Source organism: Thermococcus radiotolerans, from assembly GCF_002214565.1.
GTDB classification, from domain to species: Archaea; Methanobacteriota_B; Thermococci; order Thermococcales; family Thermococcaceae; genus Thermococcus; species Thermococcus radiotolerans.
On record NZ_CP015106.1, the window covers coordinates 948,510 to 974,644 of the forward strand.

Consider the following 26,135-nt stretch of genomic DNA (forward strand, 5'->3'; position numbering starts at 1 on the left):
GACGCGAAACCCTTTTATTCCCCCGGGGAAAGATAGGCCCATGCCAATCGAGGAGCTGTACGCCATAGCGACCAGGGAGCTCGCCAAGGACCTTGTGTTCGAGATAGACGAGGAGCCGGTGACCCTCTCCATAAGGGGAGTTCTGCTGGCGAGAACCGACTCCAAAAGCTACAACTTCTCCTTCTTCGAGCTGAGCGAGGATGAATTCGTTCTCGCGGTTCAGATGAAGGGCTTCGTCGTCTACCTCGGCATCGAGTCGGACGAGGAGCTGGAGGAAGAGGTCTACCCCGAACTCGTCAGGGCGCTCTTGGAGCACCTCACGCCCCAGATAGCCCTCCTCATCACGAAGGCTGAGAAGGAGTACCCCGGAAGGGCCGACCTGCTCCTCGACGACGAAATGGGTCCTGACATGAAGGAGTTCTTCTACGGTCTCCTAGTCAAGCACAGGAAGGGCAGACCCGTCTACGAGCAGACGGAAGTGGCCTAGCTGAGGAGCTCCACAAGGACGAGGGTGGCGAGCATAACTGCCAGCACCAGCATCGTTCTCTTCGTGTAGAGCTTTGCGGCCCTTCTCTCGTAGTAACTCCTGGGGGAGACGTTCAGGACGTAGAGTCCAAGTAGAGAACCGCTGAGAAGGCCGAGGACGTTCTCAACGGTGAGGACGAGCGAGCCCCTAAAAATTCCCCACCAGCCCATAGCGAGGGATATCCCTATGACCGTTGTCGGCGGGACGAGGGCAGCGGCGATCGAGACGCCGGCCAGAATCTCCGGGATTCTGCTAACTATGGCAACTATTCCGGCGTAGCCGAGGATTATAGCCAGGAGTATGTAAACCAGCCCGGAGTCGCCGCGGACGAGTATCTCGTGGGTTGGTTCGAGGGGCATTGAGCCCGCAAACCTGAGGGCCAGGGACACAAGGAGAGCCGACAGGAATATGACGCCGAGGAGCTTTAGGATTGAGGAAACGGCATCGAGGGCATCCCTTCCCTTGCCCATGACGATGTTGAGGGAGAAGCCGTAGAGCGGGCCGAGGATCGGCGAGAGGAGCATGGCCGAGATTATCATCACTATACTGTCGTTGATGAGGCCGAAGAGGGCTATGATCGAGGCAACGGCGCCGAGGGTGAGCTGAATCGGGTCGACTTGGGCCTGGTTGTTGGCGTTCTCGATGAGCCCCTCTATGGCCGCCAGGGTCCAGCGGCGCTTGAACTTCTTAAGGGACTTTACCGAGTTTGCGTACTTCACGGACTTCCCGCTAACGGGGGCCCAGGTTATCGAGGAGTGCCCCTTCCGCAGGTCAACGGCCTTCATCAGCTCGTCGACGACGTCGTTAATCACGAAATCCGGCACGAGGACGGTGAATTTGAGCGCCCGGTGCTCGTTGCTCTGCACTTCCTCGGCGTAGAACTGGAGGCTCCATTCGGTCAGAACCTCCCTAACTTTCTCACCCTCGCCCTCGTCGCAGTAGATTTCCAGCCGGAGCATGGCACATCGTTTCAATTTGAACGGCGTCCCTAATAACGCTACCGCTTCAAACGGGTTCGAAGGGAAGGGAGCCGTTATAAAATCCAGCGCCGTAGTGACCATCATGAAGGGACTCGTCCCCTCACTCCTCCTCGGGATTCCCTTGCTCCTCGCGGCGTGGATGGTCGTTCAGCTGAACGAATTGGCCGGAGCTCTGCTCTTCATCACAGCGTTCACGCTCCCGCTCATCCTCCTGAGGGGATATTTTCACAAAAATCCGGGGAAGGCGGCCACCTTCGTGGGCGTCATGGTGGTGCTAACCCTCTTCCTCCGACCACCCTCGGCCTCCGGCCCCAACGTTTATTTCGGCCTCTACTTTGCCACCGGCTGCGGGAAGCCCGAGGAAAACCCCTGGCCTCTTAACGGGAGCGCGGACGTTGCCTATTCCTGCTATTACCTTACCGAATCGGGGGTTCTTCACGTCTCAGGCATGGCGTGGGAGAAGACGTGGGTGAAGCTTCCGGTAACCGGGCGCGTTATTGTTTTGGATACTCCCACAGAGGAAGCGGACAGAGCTTATCTGGCCGCCGTCGAAAGGGCAGAGAAATCGGGATACGAGCCAGTGGCGGAGAATCAGACCCCAAAAGCGACACTCCTGAGGAAGGGAAGTCAGTGCGTCTATATAGCGGAGATGGACGTTTTGGGAGGGGGCGTTGCGGTGGTTTCCGCGCGGGGGAACTGCGAGGCGGTGAAGGAATTCGCCCGAGCCATTGAGATGGCACTTCGAACCCTGGGGAAAGTTTTTATAACCCGAGGGCCAATCCAATAGAAGGTGATACGATGGACGTTCAGGATGAGAAAAAACTGGCCGCGATTCTGATGATCCTGATGGTTCTCGGGGTCGGGATTGCATTCCTCGTTCTCAGGTACGGTAACTGGATGTGGAGCCCGTGAGTCTCCCTAAGATTCTCCTTGGATAGAAGTTCAGGCTGGCTCTGGCCTTTGGAATTTCCATGCCGACGTTTATCCCGAGGCTCATCAAATCCCTCGGGGAGCGAACCTCCCACCTGCTCTCGGCCGAGCTCGTAATGAACCTCGGAACCGAGTACTTGTCAACGAGCTGCCAGGTCTTGGTCATGAAGCGGAGGAGCTGGACCCTCTCGTAGGGATTGGCAGCGAGGAGAGGGGAAAGGGAAAACCCTATCGCGACCCCCTTCTTGGCCGCTATCTTCGCCAGAACGTGGTCGAAGCCCGGGTCCTTTCTCCCCAGCCACGGGCTTATGAGTGCATCAACGCCGGCCTCGAGGGCGAAACGGTTGACCCTCATGTCGCCGCCCTGGACGTAGAGCAGGACCTTTAAATTGCGGTTCTTCACCTCCCGGATGAAGCTCGGCTTTTTGGTGACTATGAGCAGTGCAACCCTTCCGTACCTCTCGCGAAGCTCCCTAATCTCTTCCTTGAGCTCGCCCCAGTTGGGAGAACTTTCGAGGACGAGCTTTTTTGTGAAGACGACTTCATCAAACCACTCTTTGGCCAAATCGTAGGCTTCCTCGCTCCTTACATCCATCTCAACGAAGTAGTCCCTTGAGAAGGAGACCTCCTCGCTCATTCCTCCAGCCACTCCCTAACGGCTTTAACGACCGCTTCCTTCCTCATTGGAAAGGCCTTGACCTTTATCTTGACCTGGATGGTGTCGCCGCCCTCGTCTATCTCCGGCTCGCCGAGGTAAGCTTTCTGCTTGTTGAAGCGGACGTATAGCGTTCCCTCCTCGTCCACCTTTTCATCGAGGTTCTCGATGATGTAGCGCCTGTCCTCCTTGCTCAGCAACTCCTTGAAGTAGTCAATGAACTTTCTAACGGCCTTGCTCCGCTTTATCTCCACGTTGACGACCTTGATGGGGTTTCCGAAGAAGCCCGTGGTCTCGTCTATGTCGAATATAATGTCTTCCTCGTCTATCTCCTCGGGGATGAAGGTAGATATCGCCTCGAGAACCTTGTCCTCGTCCTCGGTGGCGTGGATGAACGTGGTAATCCTGACGTGATGCGCCCTTATCTTTGCCATCGCTCTCACCGGGGTTGATTCGACGCCGTGCTTTAAAAGGTAACCGCTCAGCTCGTACGGCCACATTGCAAAAGACTCCAACCCAGATAGAACAGCGGAACTGGCTTTGGAGAAACTCAACAGAAACCGAAACGAAGAGAGAAAAGGGCTGGAAAATCACTTGCCCTTACCCTTGTTGGCCCTTATGCTGGGCCTGACCTTCTCGGCGCCCTTGCCCTTGTTCCTCAGGCCGCGGCTCTTCCTGCCGGCGCTGGTGAGTCCGCGGAAGACGCGACCCTTGTGGGCCTTGCCGGTGATCCAGTTAATCTTGGGGTCAGCCTTGATGACCGGGTGGTGCGGGTCGACCATTATGACCTCAAACCACCTGTACATTCCGTCCTCGCCGACCCAGTAGCTGTTAAGGACCTCGAGGTTCGGGAACTTTCTCGCGGCCTTCTCCTCGGCTATCCACTGGAGGCTCTTCTTCGGGCTGTACTTGACCTGACCCATCTTGCTCGGCTTCCTTCCGCCCTTCCACCTGGGCCTCTTCCTTCCGCCCTTCCTGACTCTAACCCTGACCATGACGTAGCCCTGCTTGGCCTGGTAGCCGAGGCTCCTGGCCCTGTCAAGCCTGGTCGGCCTCTCGATCCTAACGACGACAGGCTCACGGCGCCACTTTATCATCCTAGCCTTGAGAAGCTCCCCGACGTAGCTCTTCTTGGGGCTCTTCCAGGCTTCCCTAATGTACTTGTACATTCCCATCTTGCTCCCTCCTTCCATGTTTGTGGTTCTCCCTTACGGGAACATCCCGCGGGCTTGGCCCGCCCAGTCGGTCGAGGTTCGAGGTTGAGTTTTTAAGCCTTGCGGAGTAGTTAATACGGTGAAACCGATGCGCCTTCAAAGACTCGTATCCCTCATGAAGGAAAGGAACTTCGACGGTGCTCTAATAAGCCCCGGGACGAACCTCTACTACCTCACGGGGCTGAGGATACACGAGGCGGGCGAGAGGCTCACAGTTCTGGTTGTAAGCGCCGACGGTGAGTACCGGCTCCTGGCCCCGAGCCTCTACGAGAACGTGGTCAGGAACTTTCCGGTGACGTTCTGGCGCGACGGGGAGAACCCCTACGACAAGCTCGCCTGGATTCTGGCGGAGTTCCACCTATCTGACGGAAGGCTTCTCATAGAGGACACGATGCACGCCGACTGGCTGATGAACGTCATAAGGCTCGGCCCCTTCGAGTTCTATCCCCTGAGCTCGCTCGTCAGGGAGCTCCGCATGAGAAAGGACAAGCACGAGATAGAGATGATGGGGCACGCCGCCAAGGCAGCGGACAGGGTCTTCGACGAGATTCTGAGCTGGGACCTCGTGGGAATGCGCGAGAGGGAGCTGGCCTTGAAGATAGAGCTGGCTATAAGGGAGCTCAGCGATGGAATCTCCTTCGAGCCGATAGTGGCCAGCGGTGAGAACGCGGCCAATCCACACCACGAGCCGGGAAACAGGCGGCTCAGGAAGGGGGACATGGTGATACTCGACTACGGGGCCAAGTGGAAGGGCTACTGTTCGGACATCACAAGGACAATAGCCCTCGGACGGCCGAACGAAAAGCTCGTAGAGATCTACGAGGTAGTTAAGGAGGCCCAGGAGAGGGCGTACAAGGCCGTCCGTGCGGGTGTTCTCGCAAGGGGCGTGGACGAGGCGGCAAGGGAGACGATAGCAAAAGCCGGCTACGGCGAGTACTTCACCCACAGGACAGGACATGGATTGGGCCTGGACGTCCACGAGGAGCCCTACATAGGGCCGGACGGAAACGTGGTCCTAGAGAACGGTATGACCTTTACGATAGAGCCCGGAATCTACGTTCCCGGCCTCGGAGGGGTTCGTATAGAGGACGACGTCGTCGTTCACGATGGAAGAGGAAAGAGGCTGACGAGGGCGGAGAGGGAGCTTATCAGGCTTTGAAGACCCTCTCCCCTCCTAGGTACGTTTCAAGGACCTTTATTTCCCTCAGCTCCTTTTCATCGACCTCGAAGGGGTCATCGCTGACGACTATGAAGTCCGCGAGCTTGCCTTCTTCGAGACTCCCCAGCTTTTCTTCCATGAGGACTTCCGCGGAGCCTGCGGTGTATGCATGAAGCGTCTCTTCAAGGCTCAAAGACTCATTCGGGGTGAGCTCCGCGAGGGGAACGCCCTCATACTTCCCGCGCGTTACCGCGGCGTAGACTGTTTCCCAGGGATCGAGGGGCTCCACCGGCGAGTCCGTGCTGAGCCCGAAGGGTATCCCTGCCTCGGCAATGCTCCGGAAAGGATAGACCCACTTTGCCCGCTCCTCGCCAACCCTCTCAATCACCCACCAGTCGGTCATGACGAAGTGCGGCTGGAGCGCGAGTCTGATACCGAGCCTCTTGGCGCGCTCTATCTGGTCGGGTCTCATGAGGGAGGCGTGTTCTATCCTGTGGCCGGCCCCTTCAACGTTCCCAAGGGATTCGTAGACGTCGAGGACCATGTCCATAGTCGCGTCGCCTATCGCGTGAACCGCCATTTGAAACCCGGCCTCGTGGGTTTCCCTCGCCACCAGCTCAAGCCACTCCTTCGTTACGTTTGGATGTCCACTCGTCTCGGCATCGCTGTAGGGGCTTGATAGCCACGCGGTCCTCGCCCCGAGGGAGCCATCGGCGAGAACCTTTATCCCACCTATTTTTAGTCTCCTGCCGCCGAAGCCGCGCCTTATCCCGAGCCTTTTAAGCGATTCGAGAACCCCGAGGTCCTCACCCGGGTTCAGGTAGACCTTCACCCTCAGCCTGAGTTTCCCCTCGGCATCGAGCCTGCTTAGTGCCTTCAGGGCCCTCTCACCAACACTGACGAAGCCGACGGTTGTTACACCCTTCGAGAGGGCGTATTCAGCCGCCTGGAGCATGTACTCCCCGTATTCATCCTCGGTTACCATCTCGTCAAACTTCCTGACGGCATAACTGAAGGCATCTTCCTTCACGATGCCGGTGGGCTCTCCGTTTTCGTCCCTGAGGACGTCCTCTGAATCCCACTCAATCAGGCCAGTCTCCTCGAGGGCCCTCGTATTCAGAACGGCAGCATGGAGGCAGACGCGGGAGAGCATGACCGGCCTGTCGTTCACGACCTCATCCAGATCGTGCCTCGTGGGCCAGCGCCTCTCCTCGAAGAGCTCCTGGTCCCAGCCGTGGCCGCGGAGCCAGCCGTCTTTTTTCTCCGCGAACCTTCTAAGCTTTTCCTTCAGCTCTTCGATGCTCCGCACTCCCCGGAGGTCGAGCATGTTGAGGTACTCCCCGAGCTCGTCGAGGTGCATGTGGGAGTCTATAAAGGCCGGTAGAACCGTCCCCCCGTCGAGGTCGATTATCTCGGCGTTCAGAACTTCGGCAGTCTTGAGGATTTCCTCCGTGCTTCCGAGCATTGTTATCCGCCCATCCATGACTAAAAACGCCTCGACGCGCCTGACGGGACGGAATGAGACGTAGATGTTCCCGTTTATAAAAGCACGTTTCAAGCACATCACCGGTTAGAGATGGCAAAACGGAAGAAAAGGGTTTCGAAGTATCAGAGGATGTCCTCGACCGAAACCTCTATCTCCCATCCCATCATCCTTATGTCCGGGGACTTGCATATCCTGCCTATCAGCCTGTTGCCATCGAGCCTGACGTCCAGGAAGGTGCTCGCGATCTTCTCCAGCTCGGGCAGGGGATTGATGGGGATCCTTTCGCAGATGTTCCTGTCGAGCAGGTAGAACGCTTTTCTCTTCCGGTTTCCGAGGAACCGGTCTATGCTGGAGATTATCTCGTAGAAGTTGCGGTAGTCCTCAACGAAAGCGAAGAGCTTTTCCAGCCCGATAACCACGTTTATGGACTCTTCCAGACCAGAGAAAGCCTTGGCACTTGCTTCCGCATATCTGCGCAGGTAGATCGAGGCCTCACTCTCCACCTTCACCCTGTCAATAACCTTTCCGACGTTGACGACTCCCCCGGTCTTCAGAACGATGGCATCGTCGAAAATATTCCTCACCCCGAAGAACCTGAGGTGCTCGTTGATAACGTGGAGGGTATCTAGGTGATCGTCGACGACGAACGGATGGCCCCTGTCATCGGCGTAGCGTTTCAGAAGGAGCACCATGAAGTCCAGGGTGTAGTTGGGTGAAGTGTACTCAACGAGCACGGTTTCCCCAAATCCGATGGAATCCAGGAACTGGAACACCTCACCGAGCTTTCCCACAGCCATCATCCCACCAATCTAACCAAACGAACCCAAGATATATAACAACTTTGGTTCGGAAGACGCCAAAAAGTGAACGGGGAGAACCACCCGAACCCAGCAAAAGATTTAAATATCAGGAATCCTACTCGCTCCGATGCCAATGAGGGGGGAGTGTCTTCTCCATCGCTGGAATCGCAACCGTGCCTGATTTCCCGAATAGCCCCCCTATTCTGGAGTATCACTCACGCTCTTTTGAAAAAATTCTGAGGAGGTATGGCCATGGCTGAGCTTAACTTCAAGGCCATTGAGGAGAAGTGGCAAAAGCGCTGGCTGGAAGAGAAGGCCTTCGAACCAAAGGCGAATGAGAAACCAAAGGAGAAGAAGTTCTACATCACGGTCGCCTTCCCGTACCTCTCGGGACACCTCCACGTCGGCCACGCGAGGACCTACACGATTCCAGATGTCATAGCACGCTTTAAGAGAATGCAGGGCTACAACGTCCTCTTTCCGATGGCCTGGCACATCACCGGTGCGCCGATAGTCGGAATCGCCGAGAGGATAAAGCACCGCGACCCAAAGACGATACACATCTACCGCGACGTCTACAAGGTTCCGGAGGATATACTCTGGAAGTTCGAGGACCCAAAGGAAATCGTCAAGTACTTCATGAAGGCCGCCAGGGAGACCTTCATTAGAGCGGGCTTCTCCGTCGACTGGACGCGCGAGTTCCACACGACGAGCCTCTTCCCGCCCTTCAGCAAGTTCATAGAGTGGCAGTTCTGGACGCTCAAGGACAAAGGACTGGTCGTTAAGGGTGCCCACAGGGTCAGGTGGGACCCGGTCGTCGGAACGCCCCTCGGAGACCACGACATAATGGAAGGGGAAGACGTCCAAATACTGGACTACGTCATCATCAAGTTCATCCTAGAGGAGGACGGCGAGGAAATCTACATGCCGGCCGCGACGCTAAGGCCCGAGACGGTTTACGGCGTCACCAACATGTGGCTGAACCCCGAGGCAACCTACGTCAAGGCGAAGGTCAAGCGCGGCGAGAAGGTGGAGACGTGGATAATCAGCAAGGAGGCGGCATACAAGCTCTCCTTCCAGGACAGGGAGATTGAGGTTCTGGAGGAGTTTAAGGGCGAAAGGCTGATCGGAAGGTACGTGAGGAATCCGGTCACCGGCGACGAGGTCATAATCCTGCCGGCAGAGTTCGTTGACCCGGACAACGCGACCGGAGTCGTCATGAGCGTTCCTGCTCATGCTCCATTCGACCACGTTGCCCTTGAGGACCTCAAGAAGGAAACCGAGATTCTGCTCAAATACGACATCGACCCGCGCGTCCTTGAGGAGATAAGCTACATCTCGCTGATCAAGCTCGAGGGCTACGGCGACTTCCCGGCGGTTGAAGAGGCTGAGAGGCTCGGCGTGAAGAGCCAGAAGGACGTTGAGAAGCTCGAGGAAGCGACAAAGAACATCTACAAGGCCGAGTACCACAAGGGCGTCTTCAAGATAGAGCCCTATGCCGGCAAGTCCGTCCAGGAGGCCAAAGACCTCATAGCCAAGGAGCTGCTCGAGAGCGGAAGGGCGGAGATAATGTACGAGTTCGCCGAGAAGCCGGTGATAAGCCGCTTCGGCAACCAGGCGGTCATCAAGATAATCCACGACCAGTGGTTCATAGACTATGGCAACCCTGAGTGGAAGGAGAAGGCCAGGGAAGCGCTGGCAGAGATGACGATCTACCCCGAGAGCAGAAGGGCTCAGTTCGAGGCGGTGATAGACTGGCTCGACAAGAAGGCCTGCGCGAGGAAAGTCGGCCTTGGAACGCCGCTCCCGTGGGACCCCGACTGGGTCATCGAGAGCCTGAGCGACTCGACCATCTACATGGCCTACTACACGATAAGCAGGCACATGAACAGGCTGAGGGAGGAGGGCAGGCTCGACCCGGAGAAGCTCACGAGGGAGTTCTTTGACTACCTGTTCCTGGAGGAGTTCAGCGAGGAGCGCGAAAAGGAACTCGAAGAGAAGACCGGAATCCCGGCCGAGACGATCCACGAGATGAAAGAGGAGTTCGAGTACTGGTACCCGCTCGACTGGCGCTGCTCTGCCAAAGACCTCATCCCAAACCACCTGACGTTCTTCATATTCAACCACACGGCGATTTTCAGGAAGGAGCACTGGCCGAAGGGAATAGCCGTCAACGGCTTCGGAACGCTGGAAGGCACCAAGATGAGCAAGAGCAAGGGCAACGTGCTGAACTTCATCGACGCCATCGAGGAGAACGGTGCGGACGTCGTCAGGCTCTACATAATGGGCCTGGCCGAGCACGACAGCGACTTCGACTGGCGCAGGAAGGAGGTTGGAAAGCTCCGCAGGCAGGTTGAGAGGTTCTACGAGCTGGTGAGCGAGTTCGCCACCTACGAGGCGGAGGAGACCGAGCTCAAGGACATCGATAAGTGGATGCTGCACAGGCTGAACAAGGCCATCGAGGGGGCAACCCAGGCTCTCGAGGAGTTCAGGACGAGAACTGCCGTGCAGTGGGCGTTCTACAGCGTACTCAACGACCTGCGCTGGTACATGAGGAGAACCGAGGGAAGAGATGATGCCGCCAAGCGCTACGTCCTTAGAAAGCTCGCCGAGGTCTGGGTCAGGCTGATGGCGCCGTTCACGCCGCACATCAGCGAGGAGCTCTGGGAGAAGCTCGGCGGAGAGGGCTTCGTGAGCCTGGCGAAGTGGCCGGAGCCGGTTCCGGAGTGGTGGAACGAGACCATCGAGGCCGAGGAGGAGTTCGTCAAGGCCCTCATCGAGGACATCAAGGAGATCATCCGCGTTGCAAAGATAGAGGACGCCAAGAGGGCCTACGTCTATACCGCACCGGAGTGGAAGTGGCGCGTTGTGGAAGTGGTCGCTGAGAAGAGGGACTTCAAGTCAGCCATGGCCGAGCTTATGAAGGACCCGGAGATGAGGAAGCACGGCAAGGAGATAAGCAAGCTCATCCAGAGGCTCATCAAGGAGAGGGCCTTCGACGTCAAACGCATCAATGAGGAGAAAGCCCTGAGGGAAGCCAAGGACTTCATGGAGAAGGAGCTCGGCATCGAGATAATCATCAACCCGGAGGAGGACAAGGGAGGAAAGAAGAAGGCCGCGATGCCGCTGAAGCCGGCGGTGTTTGTGGAGTGAGCTCCTTACTTCTCCTTTTATTCTGTTCAAAAGGCATAGAGAGAGTTAAGGCCGCCAATATTTGACCCAGAGACCAAAGAGGATCGCCCCAAAGAAGAGCGCTGAACTTGCCCACATCTGTTTTTTGGCGTCATCACTCCGCAAACCCTTTATCCCGACTATCACAGAATAAAGAAGAAATGTGACACCAACGAGGGCACCCGTTACGTCTGCCCCCATACCACATCACCCGTTAATGTTAGCTACTCTACTCCTTTCCCTCCGGTTCTTTCACCGCTTCTGGTTCCGGAACGGCCCCGGCCTTCTCACCCTTCGGCAAGAGGAACGAGAGCAGGGCGCTGATAATGAGTATGCCCATCATGAAGATTATCGCGACCTTCATGGTGTCTATGAAGGAGTTGTTCACGATTTGGAGCACCGCGTCGTGGTACTCGGGCGGAATGTTAAGCTCCCCCTGCTGCATCTTGATTATCCACTGAATCACAGCTTCCTTTATTTGCTCCTTGCTACCCTCGAAGAGGCCGGACTCGTAAATCTGCCGGGTTATGCTGTGGATAACACCGAGAACCAGAACCGCACCGATGAAGGCCGTTCCGAGGGATAGACCGAACTGCTTCTGGGCGTTGAATATTCCCGAGGCGTCCGCCTGCTGCTCCGGCTTTGCCCCCATCATGGCGAGGTTGGTTATCTGGGAGAATATCAGGCCAAAGCCAGTGCCGTAGAGGGCGAGGCCGATGGCGAAGTCTGAACCTTCCACGCCGGGCTTCAGGACGCGCAGGACGAGGTAGAGACCGAGGAATGTTAGAACTATGCCGAGCTGGATTATCTGCTTCGGAGTGAGGTACTTTGCGAACCTCTGTCCGCTCATGGAGAAGATGAACATCATTATCGAGAGAGGGACTATAACGAAGCCCGTCTCGATGGCGTTGTAGTGGAGGTACTGCTGGACGAAGACCGGGACGGTGAACATTATGCCCGCGAGGGTTATCTGGAAGAAGATGCTCACTAAGTTGGCGGCGGTGAAGACCTTCGACTTGAAGATGTCAACGTCTATGAGCACGTCCTCGCCCCTGTCCTTCCTCCTTTCCTCATACTTCCAGAACGCCACCAGAACGACCAAGCCGGCAACCATGAGGAGCAGAACCGGCGGGTTCGAAAGCGGATCCATTATGAGCACGGAGAGCGTGAGCAGGAACAGGCCGATGCCGACAAGTGCCGCCCCGATAACGTCGAGCTTTATCCGCCTCTCCGGCTTGTAGTCGGAGAGTATCTTCATGTAGGCGAATATCCCCGCGGCGATGAAGGCTTCCATGAAGAAGCCGAGACGCCAGGTGATGTAGGTCGTGAAGAAACCACCTATTATCGGACCGAAGGCTGCCGCCGCTCCGCCGACGCCTCCCCAGACGCCGAAGGCGAAGGCCCTGTCCTTGCCGGTGTAGGCCTTGGTGATGTACGTAACCGTTGCGGGCATCATCATCGAGGCGCCGATGCCCTCAAGAATCGACCAGCCGAGAAGAAGAACCGCGAGGTTTGGAGCGAAGGCGGCCATCAGCGTTCCAACGGTGTATACGACCAGCCCCCTGAAGAAGACCTTCTTCGTCCCCCATATATCGGCGAGCTTCGCGCCGGTTATCATGAAGGCGGCCATTACAAGGGCGTAGAGCGTTATTGCGCCCTGGACGCCGGCCACGGTTGTGTCAAGATCCCTCACAAGGGCGCTTATAGAAACGTTCATCATCGTGGTGTCGATGAACATTATGAAGAGCGCCGCGCTCATTATGATGAGAACTCCCCACTTAGACTGTCCCATGTTTTCCACCAGAGAAGGATTAGGGGGAGCGATGTTATAAGATTTTGCATGAGAACCCATTGGTAGGATAATCAAAGGAGAGAGGCCAAAATCAGAACTCTCTTTCGACGAGGAACTCGGCGAGCAGCTCCAGATCCTTTCTCGCTTCGCTCTCGGGAAGAACCTTCAGGGCTTCGTTGGCCTCCCTAACGAGGTTCTTGGCGTACTGAGCGGCATAGTCTATGCTGCCGTACTTCCTGAGGAGCTCGATGGCCCTCTCAACCTCCTCCTTGACCTTCTCGTCGTGTATCAGCGCGTCGCCCTTTGCATCGCCCGCGTACTTGCCGAAGACCTTCAGGAACTCGGCTTTATCCTCTTCGCTCGCGTGGTCGAAGAAGTGACTGACTATCAGCGTCTTCTTGCCCTTCCTTATGTCGCTGCCGACGGGCTTTCCGAGCTTCTCCTCGTCGGCTATGAGGTCGAGCACGTCGTCCCATATCTGGAAGGCTATGCCAACGTTCATTCCCCACTTGGCGAGCGCTTTGATGTACTCCTCGTTCTCAGTTCCGACTATCGCGCCTATCTCCGCCGAACCCTCGAAGAGCGCCCCGGTCTTGCCGCTTATCATCTTGAGGTACTCCTCAACGCTGACCTCATCCCTCGTCTCGAACTCTATGTCGAGCGCCTGACCCTCGCAGAGCATGTTGGAGGTTCTGACAAGAACGTCGAGGATGCGAGCCTTTTTCTCAGGGGTTACCTCGGCCCTAGCGATGGCCTCGAAGGCCTTGCTGAAGAGCAGGTCACCTGCCAGAATCGCCATGTTGACGCCCCAGAGCTTGTGAACGGTTGGCCTTCCGCGCCTCAGCTCGTCCATGTCCATTATGTCATCGTGAACCAGCGAGTAGTTGTGGATGAACTCGACAGCGGCTGCCGGGTAGAGGGCCTTTCTCGGGTCGCCTCCCACTGCCTCGGCAGCACGGAGAACTACGAACGGCCTGACGCGCTTTCCACCGGCGAGCGGATAGTGTCTGGATGCGTCGTAGAGGTTCTTCGGCTCCTTCTCAGGGATGAGCTCGAATATAGCCGCGTCAACGTCCTTCGCCATCTCCTTAACCCTTGCGAACAGCTCATCGTACTTCCCCATTATATCACCCCGTGAGTGATGAAAGCAATCTAAAGGAAAAATAGGGCAACTCTTTATCAGTTTTACCCTACCTTATCTCGACCAGGTAGCCGTTCCTCGACACGAAGACGTCCCTGCCTATCAGGTAGCCCTCCTCCTCGGCGAGCTCGGCGTAGTGGGTGAGCATCCTGAAGTCTCCGTGCGCTGGAACTATGTTCTCCGGATTGAGCATCCTGAGAAGGTAGCGGTGGTCCTCCCTGCTGGCGTGACCGCTGACGTGGAGGTCCTTTATCATCCTAACTCCCTTCATCTTGAGCTTCGTCTCAAGGACGTAGCGCTGGGCCCTGTTGAGCGGGTTGGGTATCGTTCCGGCGGAGAAAACCACGGTGTCGCGCTTGCCGATGTCATAGAGCTCACCGTTGGCCATCCTCGTGAGGACCGCGCCGGGCTCTCCCTGGTGGCCGGTGACTATGAGCAGATAGTTCTCCCTCGCTCCAGAAACCTCCTTGAGAACCTTCCTGACGGCGTTTGGGCTCCTCACGGCCTTCGCACCCTTCATCTTGATGAGGCCGAGCTGCTTGGCTATTCCAGTGTACTTGGCGAGCGAGCGGCCGACCAACACCGCCTGCCTGCCCATCTTGTTGGCTATCCAGATGAGCTCCTGGAGGCGGGCAATGTGGCTGGCGAAGGTCGTCGCTATCAGCCCATCGGCCTCCATGCCCTCGTAGAGGAAGAAGTCCTCAAGGAGCATCTGGGCCACTGCTTCGCTGGGTGTTTTGGTCGGCTGTTCTATGCGTGTTGATTCGGGAATGAGAACTTTAACGCCCTCCTTGCCGAGCTCCCTCAGACGCTTGTAGTCCGGCCTCTCCCCGAGCGGGTTGTTGTTGTCGAACTTGAAGTCGCCGGTGTGAACTACCGCACCCTCTGGGGTGTGGACGACGACCATGGAGGACTGGGGGATTGAGTGGGTTATCCTAACGAACTCTATCGCCAGGTTCTCACTCACCTGAACTATCTCGCCGTACTCGGTCTCGTACATCGGGTTCTTGACCTCGAAGTACTGCTCGCTCTTGACCTCGCCCTTCGCGAGCTTTATCGTGTAGGGCGTGCCGTATATCGGGACGTCAGGGTAGTGGGGGGCGAGCTTGGCAACCGCGCCGATGTGATCGAGGTGACCGTGGGTGAAGGTTATGGCGACGACCTTCTTGTTCCTTATCGACGAATCGTCAGGAATCGCACCGAGCTTCTGAAGTTCCTTCGTGGGGAACTGCTGGATGTTGACATCTTCATGAATGAGAACGCGGTCAAGCCTAATTCCCATGTCGATTATAACGACTTCCCCGTTGTATTCGACGGCGGTCATGTTCTTGCCTACTTCCTCGTAACCGCTAACTGTATGGATTTTTATCATGTCTATTCCTCCTTACGCCCCCAGGCCTCTCCTGAGGCGTGGGGCTGCGTTGGTCTTAGTTGTGGGCAGGGGTTTAAAAAGGTGTGCATTTCTGAGAACTGAAGAAGAGGGATAAAAATCACCGACTCCGGAGGTAGGCCGGCAGGTCGATCCTCTGGTCCAGCCACTCCCTCGTGAAGCCCGTAACCACGAGCGGAACCTTCCTCAGCTCCTCGACATTTCTTGCCCCGACGAGGAACATCGCGTTTCTGAGCTCCTCGATGTAGCGCTGGAGGACTTTGATGACTCCCTCGACGTCGCCCTTCACAGCTGGCTTGAGGAGCGGCAATGCAACGCCAGCGAAGGTAGCTCCCATGGCTAAGGCCTTCGCCATCGTTATCCCATCGCGCATTCCGCCGGTGGCTATAATCGGCAGGTCGGTGGCGTAGCGAACCTCGGCGACGCTTACCGCTGTCTTTATTCCCCAGTCCCAGAACCTGAGGGCAAGGTTCCTGCCCATCTCGTCCTTGGCGCGGTAGTACTCAACGGCACTCCAGCTCGTCCCCCCGAGGCCGCCGACATCAATCGCGTCTATTCCAATGCTTTCGAGCCTTATTGCAACCTCCATAGAAACGCCGGCGCCGGTTTCCTTCGCTATTATCGGGTAGGGGAACTCGGCCTTGAGCTCGGCTAAGGCCTTCAGAACGCCCCTGTACTGGGTATCGCCCTCCGGCTGGACGCTCTCCTGGAGCGGGTTCATGTGTATCGCCAAAGCGTCCGCCTGAATGGTCTCGACTGCTTTCAGCGCCTCCTCAAGGCCGTATCTGCCGGGCATCGTCTCGGCGAACTGGGGAGCGCCGAGGTTGCCGACGAGGAAAACGTCGGGCGCGACATCGCGAACGTAGTAGCTCTCCCAGGTTTCGGGCTTTCTTATCATCGCCCTCTGGCTGCCGACGCCCATAGGTATGTTAAGCTCCTGGGCGGCCTTCGCTAAAGTCTTGTTTACTTTTCCGGCCAGCTGAGAGCCCCTCGTTCCACCGGTCATTCCGGCTATGAAAATCGGATAGTCGAACTTCCGTCCGAGAAACTCGACGCTCAGGTCTATTTCCTCCTTGTCTATCTCGGGCAGGCTCATGTGGACGAAGTGGATGTCCTCAAAACCGTTGGAAACGTGGGCCTGGACGTTTCTCTTCAAGCAGTGCTCGATGTGCTCAAACTTCCTGATGATCGTGAGTTCCTCCTTATCAAAAGCCTCCATTTCAACCACCGAAGAGAGAATGGAGACGAAGGTTAAGAGGTTTTTGGAGCGCAACTCGGGTTACAACCCCGGCAACGCTTATATACATCAACGTAGGATTTGGTATATTACGGCTCATTTCACGGAGGAATGAAAAAATGTCAATATCATCTGAGCGGAATGTTGGGGACATCCTGATCATCGACCTAACTCGGGAGAAGGTCGTCAAACGGGAAGTTTCGCCCGAGACCGTGAAGCGGTATCTCGGGGGAAGGGGCTTCAACTCAAAGGCCCTCTTCGACATGATACCCGGCAGGATAGACCCCCTGAGCCCGGAGAACGTTCTCGCACTGGGCAACGGGACCTTCGCGGGAACGGCACTTCCGATGACGAGCAGGCTTCATATAAGCACCCTTTCGCCCCTCTCTGGCATCCTCGGAGACGGTAACGCCGGCGGCGAGTTCTCGGCGATGCTGAAGTTCGCCGGTTACGAGCAGATAATCGTGACCGGGAGGGCCCAAAAACCGAAGTACGTCTTCATCGAGGACGACGAGGTTGAGATAAGGGACGCAGAGGATCTCTGGGGCCTGACCACAGGTGAGACCGTTGACTGGCTGAGGGACGAGCACGGAGATGAGGTGAGCGTTGCGGGGATAGGGCCAGCCGGAGAGAACCTCGTGCGCTTCGCCACGACGATGGTGGACAAGTACCACTCCGGGGCGAGGGGAAGCGGCGCCGTATGGGGCTCCAAGAACCTCAAGGCGATAGCGGTAATCGGAACGAAGGGCGTTGAGCCCGCCGACCCGGAGCGGTTCTACGAGATGGCCAAAGAAGATATCGACTACTTCAACCGCAACGAGTTCGTCAAGAGGATTTACTCGGTCATTGGGACCCACTACGGGCTGATACAGTGGTACCCGAGCTGGAAGTACTTCCAGGTTCCTCTCAGCGCGGAGGAGCTGCCTATCGGGTTAAGGCCGCAGGATCTGGCCGAGTACGAAGTCGGGAGGACCCAGTGCTTCTCCTGTCCGCTCGCGTGTAAAGACGTTTACTACCTGCCGAGCACGGGCGAATACGGGACGGCGAGCGAGTTCGAGTCGATATACGCTCTCGGGAGCAACAACTGTGTAACCGACACCGAAGCCATTCTGCGGATGGAGCACATGGCTGACGAGTACGGGATGGACGTTATGACGCTCGGCGACACGATAGCCCTCGCTAGGCTCCTCCACGAGAAGGGAATCCTGAGCAGAGAGGAACTCGGGGGGGTTTCGCTTGAGTGGGGAGATGCCGAGGGACAGATTGAACTCATCGAGATGACGGCATACAGGAGGGGCTTCGGGAACAAACTAGCCGAGGGCTACCGCAACTTCGCAAAGCTCTACGGGGAGGAGGCTTTAGCCTACTGCTACGACGTGAAGGGCGTGAACAGGGGCTGGTACGAGGTTGACTTCATCAACGGAATCTTCACCCTCTCCCACGCGACCTCGACGAGGGGGGCCGACCACCTGAGGGGACGCTCGTGGGCCTACTGGGAGAACGACAAGCTCATGGACATCGAGGCAGTTAGGAGGATGCTCGAGGCCGACCTGCCCGACTACAGGAAGGACCCCGTCGGGGCGCTCATCTACGGTGAAAGGGCCTGCACCCTAGCGGATTCCCTCGGGAGGTGCAAGGGCTCGATAAACAGCTGGCTCCAGGCGGTTCCGCTCGTCTGGAAGTATCCGGTCTTCAAGGGGACGGCGATGCTCCTGACGGCCTTCACCGGCATGGAGTTCACAGAGAAGGACATCATAGACGCAACCGACAGGATATACCTAACGGAGATGGCCTTCAACGTCAAGCAGGGGATCAAGAAGAAGCACTACGACGTCAAGTTCCCGCCCGAGTTCACCGCGACGGAGAGGGCAAAGGCACAGGTAAGGCGGCACTGGGAGCTCGTTGACGAGTATCTGAGAAGGCGCGGATGCGACGTGGAGACCGCCTATCCGGCGAGGGAAACGCTGGAGGAACTCGGCATCGGCTACGTCGCAGATGAGATAGAGGGGAAGGAGTTTCCCGAGTGGGACGGCCCGGTAAGGGAGGTGGCCTGAATGTTCGTGCTGGCGGTTATCTACGAGAACTGCACCGGCTGCCACCTCTGCGAATTAGCATGCTCCTTCAAGCACCACGGCGTCTTCGACCTCTCGCTGTCGAGGATAACCATCCTCACCAAGCCCGAGGTGCAGACGTCGGTTCAGGTCTACTGCCTCCAGTGCCAGGATGCGGCCTGTGAGAGGGTCTGCCCCGTGGATGCCATAAGCAGGGACAAAAACGGGGCCTACATCATAAACTACGATCGCTGCATAGGCTGCAGGGAATGCGCCTACGCCTGTCCCTTCGGGGCGATAAGCTTTGAGGTGGAGGCGAGGCCGATAAAGTGCGACCTCTGCGAGGGTGAGCCCGAGTGCGCCACGGTTTGTCCGCACGATGCCATAGTCTACATGGAGGAAAAGAAGGCCGTGAGGGAGCTGAAGAAGGCCAAGGCGGCAGGAGTTGCCTACGGACTCTACGGCGGGAAGGAGACGTCAGAATATCCAAGGAAAAAGGCGGAAGAGGCCGTTGAATATCTGCTGGAGCTGGTGGAGAAGAGCGGGGAGCTGGACGTCTGATGGAGTACCTTCTCCACGTTCTGACGGAGAAGTGCACCGGCTGCATGGACTGCGTCGAGGCGTGCCCGATCGAGGACGGGATCAGGGTGATTCCCCTTCCCACCCTTCCGGAGCGATGGGACATCGTAGTCTGCCGCCACTGTAACCCAGCACCCTGTGTCGAGGTCTGCGAGTTCGGGGCGCTCAGCGTTTCAGCGAATGGGGCTGTGATCCTGAACCAGTCACTCTGCACCTCCTGCAAGGCCTGCACTGCGGTGTGTCCATTCGGCGCGGTCTTCCTAAGGCCAGACGGGACGATGGCGAAGTGTGACCTCTGCTCCGGAAGCCCGAGATGCGTCGCGGCCTGCGAAGAGGGTGCCCTCGTCTACGAGAGGGTCGAGAGAAAGAGGGTTCTGATAAGGGGGAAACCTTCGATGGTGGAGCTTCTCGAATTCAAGGGGCTGCGGTGAGAGCATGGAAGGGAAAATCGTGATAGTCGGCGGCGGAATCGGGGGGCTCTACACGGCCTTCAACCTCATTGAAAACGGGATTGATGCGGGCAGAATAACCATCGTGGCGAAGGAATGGCCCCCGTACACGAGGCACCGCCTTGCGGAGATAGTCTCCGGGGGACTTTCCCCAGACGAGGCCGTACTCGACCTTGCGGAGAACCTTCAAAGGGCGGGCATTGAGGTCATTGAAGGTGAGGCCCTAGAACTCAGAGAGAAGGAAAAGCTCGTTGTAGTCAGAACCGGAAACGGAAAACGCCGGCTGAGATACGGCAAGCTGGTGGTGGCAACGGGAGGAAAGCCCTTCGTGCCGCCGATAAAAGGGATTGAGAAGAGGGGCGTTATCGGATTCCACGGCCGGAAAGACGTTGAGTTTCTTGCATCTCTGCCACCTGGAAGTAAAGTGACGGTAATCGGGGCCGGGCTCGTCGGGCTGACGGCGGCGGTGGCACTGAAGGAGAGGGGACACACCGTCACGGTGATCGAGGCGAGGGAGAGCGTTCTCCCCAGCATTTTAGCGGGAGAACTCTCGGAGTTCCTTGAGGAACACTTGAAAAACGAGGGAATTCAGATTTTTCCTGGCTCTTTCGTGAAGGAAGTTGAGGGGAATGGAAGGGTAGAAGAGATAAAACTGGCGGACGGGAGGAGACTCGATGTAGATGCGATTGTTCTAGCCACGGGTGTGAGGCCCAACTCCTCGCTTTTGAGGGACGATGGGAAGCCGATAGAGATTGACAGGATTGGGAGAACTGTGATTCCCGATGTGTACGCCCTCGGGGACTGCGCGATGAGCTGGGACTTCATCACCGGAAAGGCCGTTTACCGTCCCCTCGGTTTCGTCGCCGGACATTACGCGCGGTTGATAGCGGAGGAGGTCGCGGGGAAGGGCGCTCTCGACAGGGGAGTAATCCCCGCGGTGTACGAGAGGATTGGACGGGCGGAGGTCTACTCCATCGGACTGACGCCTGTGGAAGCAGAGCGGCTCGGCTTTGAGGTGAAGGTGAAAATTTCGGAGGGGCGGAACTGGAGGGAAGCCACCCTAACGGATGAGAGAGGACGCGTGCTCGGATGGCAGAGGGTTCATCTCGGTCATTTCCATTCGATAGGCTCCGCGGAGGCGTACATCAAGATAAAAGAAGCATGGGGATAATCAGCCGCTTTCGCAGGGAAGTGTGACGTTGAAAACCTCTACCCTGAGCCATCCACCCCTTTCGTCCCAGAATGCTCTGTGGACGAGCTCCGTGCCGTTTATTAGAAAAACGCTTTCAGCACTCCCGTTGCCGAAGAACGGATATTCCGGTCCGGGACGGAGAGTGAGTTTGAGGGAGGACTCCACGGGGGTTACTTCGCGCCCACCGGTGTCGTGGAAATAGGCAAAAACGACAGGTATTTCGGAGCACTCCGAAGGGCCGGTTGGAATCAGAGGAAGTTCAATCCTCCCGGAATTTGAGCGCTCAGGCAGTGGATAGGCTATAGATCGTAGGACTACCCTGAAGGAGAGGTATCCAGAGACGGGAAGGTACTCCATGTGGAACGGCATCTCCGAAAGGGAAACCACTTCAGAATCCGTTTTCAGGGTTATGTTCACCCGCTCCTCATCGAGAAAAGACCTCGAACTGGCAGGCCCGGTTATCATGAGGGGATACATGAGGAAAACGGCATCCCTGCTTCTTCTGAGGCGCTGAACATAGGTTTCCTTCAGGTTCCACTCCAGAACAAAGGTTTCGGTTCCGTTTACGGTGATGGCTTTGGTCTCTATAATGAGATCACCCGGCTTTGCATCGTGGGCCGCCAAAAGGCCGTGCTGGGCGAGGGAGGAGAGTATCAAGCTGACCCAGCCGAAGAGCACGAGGATCACTATCAGTGCCTTGAACGACCTTCCCATCCTTTCCCCCGGGGGTGAGTAATCCAGAAACAATAAAAAGTTTACGATTTGCGAGCGTTATCCACTGATTCTCGTTCCAAAGCCATCGCCCCTTATCGCCCCGCTCAGCCGTCCAGGAACCTTCCCGTTGACAAACCAGACCTCCGAGTGCTCGGCTATCTTCTTCGCCTCCTCCAGCTTGTTGCAGATTCCGCCGGTGACGTCGGTGCCAGCCGCCGTGCATTGGAGCCTTTCGAGGAGGGAGTCTATCTCCTCCCTGCTGAGGTTCTGAATCAGTCTCCCCTCGCCGGGCCTGCCGTCGTAGATTCCGTCAACGTCCATGAGGAAGATAACCTTGTCTGGCCCAAGCATCTTGGCGAGGTATGTGATGATCTGGTCGCCGGAGAGTATGTCGATGCCCTTCGCGAGGTCTATCGAGACGTCTCCAAAGAGAACGGGGATGAACCTGAGCTCCAGCAGCCTTTCCACGACTTCCATGTCCCCGTAGGCGACCTCACCGTTCTCGGTTATGAAGACGGAGGAGGTTGAGACGGAGAAGGCCGGCAGACCCTCACGGACGAACACTTTGATGAAGTTCGCGTTTGCCCGGAGCATGGCCTGATGGGTCTCGGTGAAGCCTATCCTCTTGAAGTTGGCGGTATCCCAATCCTCTGGGAGGCCTTCCCTTATACCGTACTTTTTCGCCTCGGGGTGGCCAAAACTCCCTCCGCCGTGGACGATGATGAAGTCCTCATGGGGATAGAACTTGGCTATTTCCTTCGCTATGTTCCCCACGGTCTCATGGTCAAAGTTCTCGGGCTCACCCTTCTTATCGCTGAAGACGCTGCCGCCAACCTTGACGATTATCATGGCAGAACCTCCTCTATCCTGAGTCCCTCGCGGCTTATCCTCGTTATCATTGGCGTTCCGCCGGCTATCGTTATGGCGGTTGCAACCTCGCTCTGGTTCTCCGGGGCCAGGGCGTACATGCAGCCGCCACCGCCGGCGCCGGTTATCTTCGCCCCTATCGCTCCGGCAACCCTCGCGGCGTAGACCAGCTCGCTGAGCTTTTTCGTTGAAACCCCGAGGGCATCTAGGAGGCCGTGGTTGATGTTCATGAGCCGCCCGAGCTGGGCGAAGCGGAGCTCCTCGTCGAGGTCGGAGGTTATAACGTCGCGGGCCTTCTCGACTATCTTGCCCATCGCAACGAGCACCGGTTCTATGACCTCGGGCATCTCCTCGTAGGTTCTCCTCACCATGGCCACCAGTTCCTTCGTTGACCCGCTTGAACCGGTGTAACCGACAACAATCGGCAGCTCCATGAAGGGCAGGTGCTCGAAGTCCCCCTTCTCGTAGTGGATGAAGCCGCCTATGGCAGATACGGTGGGGTCTATACCGCTCGATGCCCCCTGGACGAGGAGCTCGACCTTATGACCAAGCTTTCCTATCTCCTCGTTGGTCAGCTCAAGGCCGAGGAGCTTCGAGACTGCTCCGATGGTCGCTACCGCCACGGCGGCGGATGAACCGAGGCCGGCCCCAACGGGAATCTGTGACGTTATAGAGACCGTTACACCCTTACCGTTCGCATCGGCTTCCTCTCTAACCAGCTCTATCGCCTGCCGGACGTAGCTGAGAACTTCAGCCGCCTTTCCGTAGTCGCTCTCAAAGTAAATCTCGTCTTCGGAGAACGAAACGGTAAGGCCCGGAACGCGTATGTCTTTGGCCTCTATCTTTATCGCACCCCTATCGTTGAACCCTGCTCTTACGTAGGTTCTGAGGTCTATGGCGGCAGCTATCGCGGGTTTGCCGTAAACGACGCTGTGCTCGCCGAAGAGTATAATTTTAGCCGGGGCAGATGCCAGAACCCTCATCTTTGACCCTCCAGGAATTTTTCAATTAGTTCCACGAACTCGTGAATGTCCTCCAAGTGCTCATGGAGCACTTCAAAGGCCAGCTCGTCGTTAATTTTTCCGTACCTGTGAACGAGAACATTACGGAAGCCCTTCATAAGTCTAAGCTTATCAGCTATTTCCCTGGAGATTATTCCGGCACGCATGAGTCCTTCAAAGACGTCCTCCTCCCTTTCGGGCATCGTAAGCCTCAAGTCGGAGTTTATTATCGCACAGATATCAATGACGTTCTGGATCGCGAACTCAGTGCGCTTGTAGATTCCGTCCTTAACTATCCCAAGGGACTCAAAAGTTTCAAAATCATCTGGAAGGTTTTCCTCTATCAGCCTGAGGCTCTCAAGTATCTCCTCGAGTTTGGAACGTATCAACTCGATCCTCATTCTATCGCCTCCAGTCCGAGGTAGTCGTAGTAGTAGCGCCTGAAGTCCTCCCACTCCTTGAGGGTTTCGTAGGCAAGGTCGTAGAGGAAAGTCTCGTCCCTGCAGAAGAGAACCTTTCCCCTGAGGCACTCTTTTTTGAGATAAACCGGAAGGAGCTGGAAAATCTGGACGTCGTATTTGTCAGATAGGTGTCCAAGAACGAGCTCCCTGAATCTAAAGGCCTCTGTGGGGCTTCCTTCGTAGTAAACGCACAGGTCTATATCGCTGTCCTTCCTCGCCTCACCACGCGCCTGGGAGCCGAAGAGAATGATGAACTTTACTCTATCCCCACCGAGCTCAAGGATTCTCTCCATGGCATCTTCCAGTTTCATGTGTAAAAAATGGGAAAAGCCCCTTATGGCCTTTTCGTTCACCGCCTGAAGACTATGCTCGCGTAACCGACGATGGCATCCGTAGAGCGGCTGACCTCGAAGCTCGTCGTGTAGTGGAGCAGTTCCGCCTCAAGCGCCCCGGCGGAGCGGGAGTAAACCATCGCAGTTCCGACTCCTCCAGGCCCGCACATGGTGTGGTTCATCTCGCGGAGCTCCCTGAACATGCCCTTAACGTCGAAGTCGAGGATTCTCCTTATCACGCGGAAGTCCCACTCCTTTATCCTGTGCGGAAGCTCGCTGGCCCTCGCCCTGAAAGGCACGTAGCCGTACATTGGGCCGTAATGCATGAAGTCGGTGCTTGCAATAACGACAACGTCCCTGCCGAGCTCCCTGCTTGCCTCAAAGACCGCCTTTCCGAGGTCTTCGGAAACCTCCTCGTCCTGAATGCCGAGGGTTATTGGCACTATTCTAACTTCCTTCCCGGCGAGCTCGCCGAGGTACTGGATGAAGGGAAGCTGGACCTCTATCGAGTGCTCGTATTTGTGGGCAAGCTCGTCCAAGTCAGCTATTCCTGAGAGCTTCGCTATGGCCTTGGCCATCTCGGAATCAACATCGACGTCACCGAGGGGTGTACGCCACTTTCCAGAGGGATAGACCGCTATCGGAGAGCCTAGGAGCCTATGGTTCGGACCGAGGATTACAAAGGTCTCGGGGAGACCGTCTTCAAAGATAGCCTTGTACGTTCTCGAAGCCGTGTAGCCCGAGAAGACGTAGCCTGCATGGGGCGCAACGCCGGCAGTAATTCTTCTCTCGCTTCCCTCCTCACCAAGGTCACTGAAGAACTCCCTTAGCATCTCGATGAGCGCTTCGCCCGACGGGTAGAAGCTGCCGGCAACTGCGGGGTACCTCACCTCAGCCATTCTCCCACCTCCAGCGGTTCTTGGGATTCAAACCTTAAATACCTTCAACCATCTTCAGCCCGGAGCCGGTAAGCGGAAGGAGAACCCTTGAGCCAGATGGGATAAAGCCGCTCTCCTGGAGCTTCCACAGGGCCGCGAGAACCGTTGCAGAGGTCGATTCCACTATGAAACCCCTCCCCCAGAGCCATTCCAAAGCCTGCTCTATTTCAGAATCCCCGACGCTTATGCAAATCCCTCCGGTTTCGTCAAGAACTGCCTTCATCTCTTCCAGTCGTGGGGGTTCGGTTATCGCTATCCCCTCCGCGAGGCGGCTTTTAACCGATGAACGCTTGCAGAGGCTCTCGTGGCCCGAAGCCTGGACGGCGACAAAGGTGGGGAGCTCGTCAATCTCTCCCATGATTTTGAGCTCTGAAAATCCCTTCCAGAGACCGAGGAAGAGCGTTCCGCTTCCGGCTGGAGCAATAACGTAGTCGGGGACGCTTAGTTGCTCATAGGCCTCAAAGGCAACAGTCTTCGTCCCTTCAATGAAGTAGGGGTTGAGCCAGTGAGAAACGTAGGTCAGTCCTTTCTCCTCCGAGAAGCGCACTGCATCCCAGTGAACGGTCATTCTATCGCCGTTGACGATGTGAAGCTCGGCCCCCAGTTTCCTCAGGAGTCTCAGCTTTCCGGGATTTGTGTGGGCCGGAACGAAGAGGTGGGCCGTTATCCCTGCCCTCCCAGCAAAGGCGGCCAGGCTTATCGCCGCGTTGCCGGAGCTGTCGAGGACTACCTCTGGAATGCCCTCCTCCCTCAGCTTCGCCACAGTCACCCAGGTGCCTCTATCCTTGAACGAACCGGTCGGCTGAAGGTATTCGAGCTTGAAGAAAGTTGTTACATCTCCGATATCGAGTTTGGAGAGGGGAGTTATCGCGGGAACCGGTTCGGGGAGATGCTCTTCAGAAACCGGAAGGAGCCCTACGTACCTTCTCATATCGAGATGTCCAGTGAGGGCATCGCTGAAGCCCGGGGGGAGTTCATGTCTGACCAGTAGCGTGCCACCGCAGTCACAGCGCAGTCTGAATCTTTCTGGATATTCCCTGCCGCATTTCGAGCAGACCAGCACGGGAACC

At 56.9% G+C, this 26,135-nt stretch carries 25 protein-coding genes; 8 read left to right on the plus strand and 17 right to left on the minus strand.

Annotated features, from left to right (window positions below):
* The first annotated feature begins 40 nt into the window (after window positions 1-40).
* Complete coding sequence (locus A3L10_RS05100) at window positions 41-487, plus strand: hypothetical protein (RefSeq protein ID WP_014012474.1); 447 nt, start codon at window positions 41-43, stop codon at window positions 485-487.
* On the opposite strand, the gene A3L10_RS05105 is transcribed toward A3L10_RS05100, so the two are convergent.
* A complete protein-coding gene (locus tag A3L10_RS05105; RefSeq protein WP_232460945.1) occupies window positions 484-1,500 on the minus strand; it encodes a TIGR00341 family protein in 1,017 nt (338 codons plus the stop codon). The two genes, A3L10_RS05100 and A3L10_RS05105, sit on opposite strands and share 4 nt — an antisense overlap.
* 88 nt (window positions 1,501-1,588) lie before the next feature.
* Between A3L10_RS05105 and A3L10_RS05110 the strand changes: the two genes are divergently transcribed.
* Window positions 1,589-2,293, plus strand: a complete 705-nt coding sequence (locus tag A3L10_RS05110; protein WP_157726897.1) for a hypothetical protein — start codon at window positions 1,589-1,591, stop codon at window positions 2,291-2,293.
* A 93-nt stretch (window positions 2,294-2,386) separates the two neighbouring features.
* Here the strand turns inward: A3L10_RS05110 and A3L10_RS05115 are convergent, their stop codons facing one another.
* The 3 genes from A3L10_RS05115 to A3L10_RS05125 form a co-directional block, all read right to left on the minus strand.
* A complete protein-coding gene (locus A3L10_RS05115; RefSeq protein ID WP_088866677.1) occupies window positions 2,387-3,073 on the minus strand; it encodes a Ribonuclease P protein component 3 in 687 nt (228 codons plus the stop codon).
* Window positions 3,070-3,525 (minus strand): RNA-binding protein, encoded by a 456-nt coding sequence (locus tag A3L10_RS05120; RefSeq protein ID WP_088866678.1) that lies wholly within the window; start codon window positions 3,523-3,525, stop codon window positions 3,070-3,072. The genes A3L10_RS05115 and A3L10_RS05120 overlap by 4 nt, the downstream gene beginning before the upstream one ends.
* Window positions 3,526-3,681: 156 nt before the next feature.
* A complete protein-coding gene (locus tag A3L10_RS05125; protein ID WP_088867544.1) occupies window positions 3,682-4,266 on the minus strand; it encodes a 50S ribosomal protein L15e in 585 nt (194 codons plus the stop codon).
* A 127-nt stretch (window positions 4,267-4,393) separates the two neighbouring features.
* Between A3L10_RS05125 and A3L10_RS05130 the strand changes: the two genes are divergently transcribed.
* Window positions 4,394-5,464, plus strand: a complete 1,071-nt coding sequence (locus A3L10_RS05130) for a M24 family metallopeptidase (RefSeq protein WP_088866679.1) — start codon at window positions 4,394-4,396, stop codon at window positions 5,462-5,464.
* Here A3L10_RS05130 and A3L10_RS05135 read toward each other — a convergent pair.
* Together A3L10_RS05135 and A3L10_RS05140 are read right to left on the minus strand one after the other, a co-directional pair.
* Complete coding sequence (locus tag A3L10_RS05135) at window positions 5,454-7,028, minus strand: amidohydrolase (protein ID WP_088866680.1); 1,575 nt, start codon at window positions 7,026-7,028, stop codon at window positions 5,454-5,456. The genes A3L10_RS05130 and A3L10_RS05135 overlap by 11 nt on opposite strands.
* A 44-nt stretch (window positions 7,029-7,072) precedes the next feature.
* Window positions 7,073-7,747, minus strand: a complete 675-nt coding sequence (locus A3L10_RS05140) for a DUF257 family protein (RefSeq protein WP_157726899.1) — start codon at window positions 7,745-7,747, stop codon at window positions 7,073-7,075.
* A gap of 255 nt (window positions 7,748-8,002) precedes the next feature.
* On the opposite strand from A3L10_RS05140, the gene leuS reads away from it, so the two are divergent.
* Window positions 8,003-10,903, plus strand: a complete 2,901-nt coding sequence (gene leuS, locus A3L10_RS05145; protein WP_088866682.1) for a leucine--tRNA ligase — start codon at window positions 8,003-8,005, stop codon at window positions 10,901-10,903.
* Between the two features lie 247 nt (window positions 10,904-11,150).
* On the opposite strand, the gene A3L10_RS05150 is transcribed toward leuS, so the two are convergent.
* From A3L10_RS05150 to fni, 4 genes are all read right to left on the minus strand, one after another.
* The gene (locus A3L10_RS05150) at window positions 11,151-12,713 is read right to left on the minus strand and encodes an MFS transporter (protein WP_088866683.1); all 1,563 of its coding nucleotides are present in this window, start codon (window positions 12,711-12,713) and stop codon (window positions 11,151-11,153) included.
* A gap of 91 nt (window positions 12,714-12,804) precedes the next feature.
* Window positions 12,805-13,836 (minus strand): polyprenyl synthetase family protein, encoded by a 1,032-nt coding sequence (locus tag A3L10_RS05155; RefSeq protein ID WP_088866684.1) that lies wholly within the window; start codon window positions 13,834-13,836, stop codon window positions 12,805-12,807.
* Between the two features lie 67 nt (window positions 13,837-13,903).
* Window positions 13,904-15,226, minus strand: coding sequence for an RNase J family beta-CASP ribonuclease (locus A3L10_RS05160; protein ID WP_088179906.1), 1,323 nt, complete (start codon window positions 15,224-15,226; stop codon window positions 13,904-13,906).
* Window positions 15,227-15,344: 118 nt separating this feature from the next.
* Window positions 15,345-16,463: a type 2 isopentenyl-diphosphate Delta-isomerase gene (gene fni, locus A3L10_RS05165; protein ID WP_088866685.1), complete on the minus strand. Its 1,119-nt coding sequence runs from the start codon at window positions 16,461-16,463 to the stop codon at window positions 15,345-15,347.
* A 137-nt stretch (window positions 16,464-16,600) separates the two neighbouring features.
* On the opposite strand from fni, the gene A3L10_RS05170 reads away from it, so the two are divergent.
* The 4 genes from A3L10_RS05170 to A3L10_RS05185 are packed head-to-tail and all read left to right on the plus strand — an operon-like array spanning window position 16,601 to window position 20,731.
* A complete protein-coding gene (locus tag A3L10_RS05170) occupies window positions 16,601-18,535 on the plus strand; it encodes an aldehyde ferredoxin oxidoreductase family protein (RefSeq protein WP_088866686.1) in 1,935 nt (644 codons plus the stop codon).
* A complete protein-coding gene (locus A3L10_RS05175) occupies window positions 18,536-19,093 on the plus strand; it encodes a 4Fe-4S dicluster domain-containing protein (protein WP_088866687.1) in 558 nt (185 codons plus the stop codon). It abuts the gene before it with no gap.
* The gene (locus tag A3L10_RS05180; protein WP_088866688.1) at window positions 19,093-19,542 is read left to right on the plus strand and encodes a 4Fe-4S dicluster domain-containing protein; all 450 of its coding nucleotides are present in this window, start codon (window positions 19,093-19,095) and stop codon (window positions 19,540-19,542) included. The genes A3L10_RS05175 and A3L10_RS05180 overlap by 1 nt, the downstream gene beginning before the upstream one ends.
* 4 nt (window positions 19,543-19,546) lie before the next feature.
* The gene (locus A3L10_RS05185) at window positions 19,547-20,731 is read left to right on the plus strand and encodes an NAD(P)/FAD-dependent oxidoreductase (RefSeq protein ID WP_088866689.1); all 1,185 of its coding nucleotides are present in this window, start codon (window positions 19,547-19,549) and stop codon (window positions 20,729-20,731) included.
* Here A3L10_RS05185 and A3L10_RS05190 read toward each other — a convergent pair whose 3' ends face one another.
* The 7 genes from A3L10_RS05190 to A3L10_RS05220 are packed head-to-tail and all read right to left on the minus strand — an operon-like array spanning window position 20,732 to window position 26,128.
* Window positions 20,732-21,466 carry a hypothetical protein gene (locus A3L10_RS05190; RefSeq protein WP_088866690.1) on the minus strand — a complete coding sequence of 245 codons (735 nt, stop codon included), beginning with the start codon at window positions 21,464-21,466 and terminating at the stop codon, window positions 20,732-20,734.
* Between the two features lie 57 nt (window positions 21,467-21,523).
* Window positions 21,524-22,315 (minus strand): isopentenyl phosphate kinase, encoded by a 792-nt coding sequence (locus A3L10_RS05195; protein WP_088866691.1) that lies wholly within the window; start codon window positions 22,313-22,315, stop codon window positions 21,524-21,526.
* Window positions 22,312-23,316, minus strand: coding sequence for a mevalonate kinase (locus tag A3L10_RS05200; protein ID WP_088179897.1), 1,005 nt, complete (start codon window positions 23,314-23,316; stop codon window positions 22,312-22,314). The genes A3L10_RS05195 and A3L10_RS05200 overlap by 4 nt, the downstream gene beginning before the upstream one ends.
* Window positions 23,313-23,735: a type VII toxin-antitoxin system HepT family RNase toxin gene (hepT, locus tag A3L10_RS05205; protein ID WP_088866692.1), complete on the minus strand. Its 423-nt coding sequence runs from the start codon at window positions 23,733-23,735 to the stop codon at window positions 23,313-23,315. The genes A3L10_RS05200 and hepT overlap by 4 nt, the downstream gene beginning before the upstream one ends.
* Window positions 23,732-24,106, minus strand: coding sequence for a type VII toxin-antitoxin system MntA family adenylyltransferase antitoxin (gene mntA / locus A3L10_RS05210; protein ID WP_088867545.1), 375 nt, complete (start codon window positions 24,104-24,106; stop codon window positions 23,732-23,734). The genes hepT and mntA overlap by 4 nt, the downstream gene beginning before the upstream one ends.
* Window positions 24,107-24,144: 38 nt before the next feature.
* Window positions 24,145-25,026, minus strand: a complete 882-nt coding sequence (locus tag A3L10_RS05215; RefSeq protein WP_088866693.1) for an MEMO1 family protein — start codon at window positions 25,024-25,026, stop codon at window positions 24,145-24,147.
* A 34-nt stretch (window positions 25,027-25,060) separates the two neighbouring features.
* A complete protein-coding gene (locus A3L10_RS05220) occupies window positions 25,061-26,128 on the minus strand; it encodes a pyridoxal-phosphate dependent enzyme (RefSeq protein WP_088866694.1) in 1,068 nt (355 codons plus the stop codon).
* Window positions 26,129-26,135: the final 7 nt, after the last annotated feature.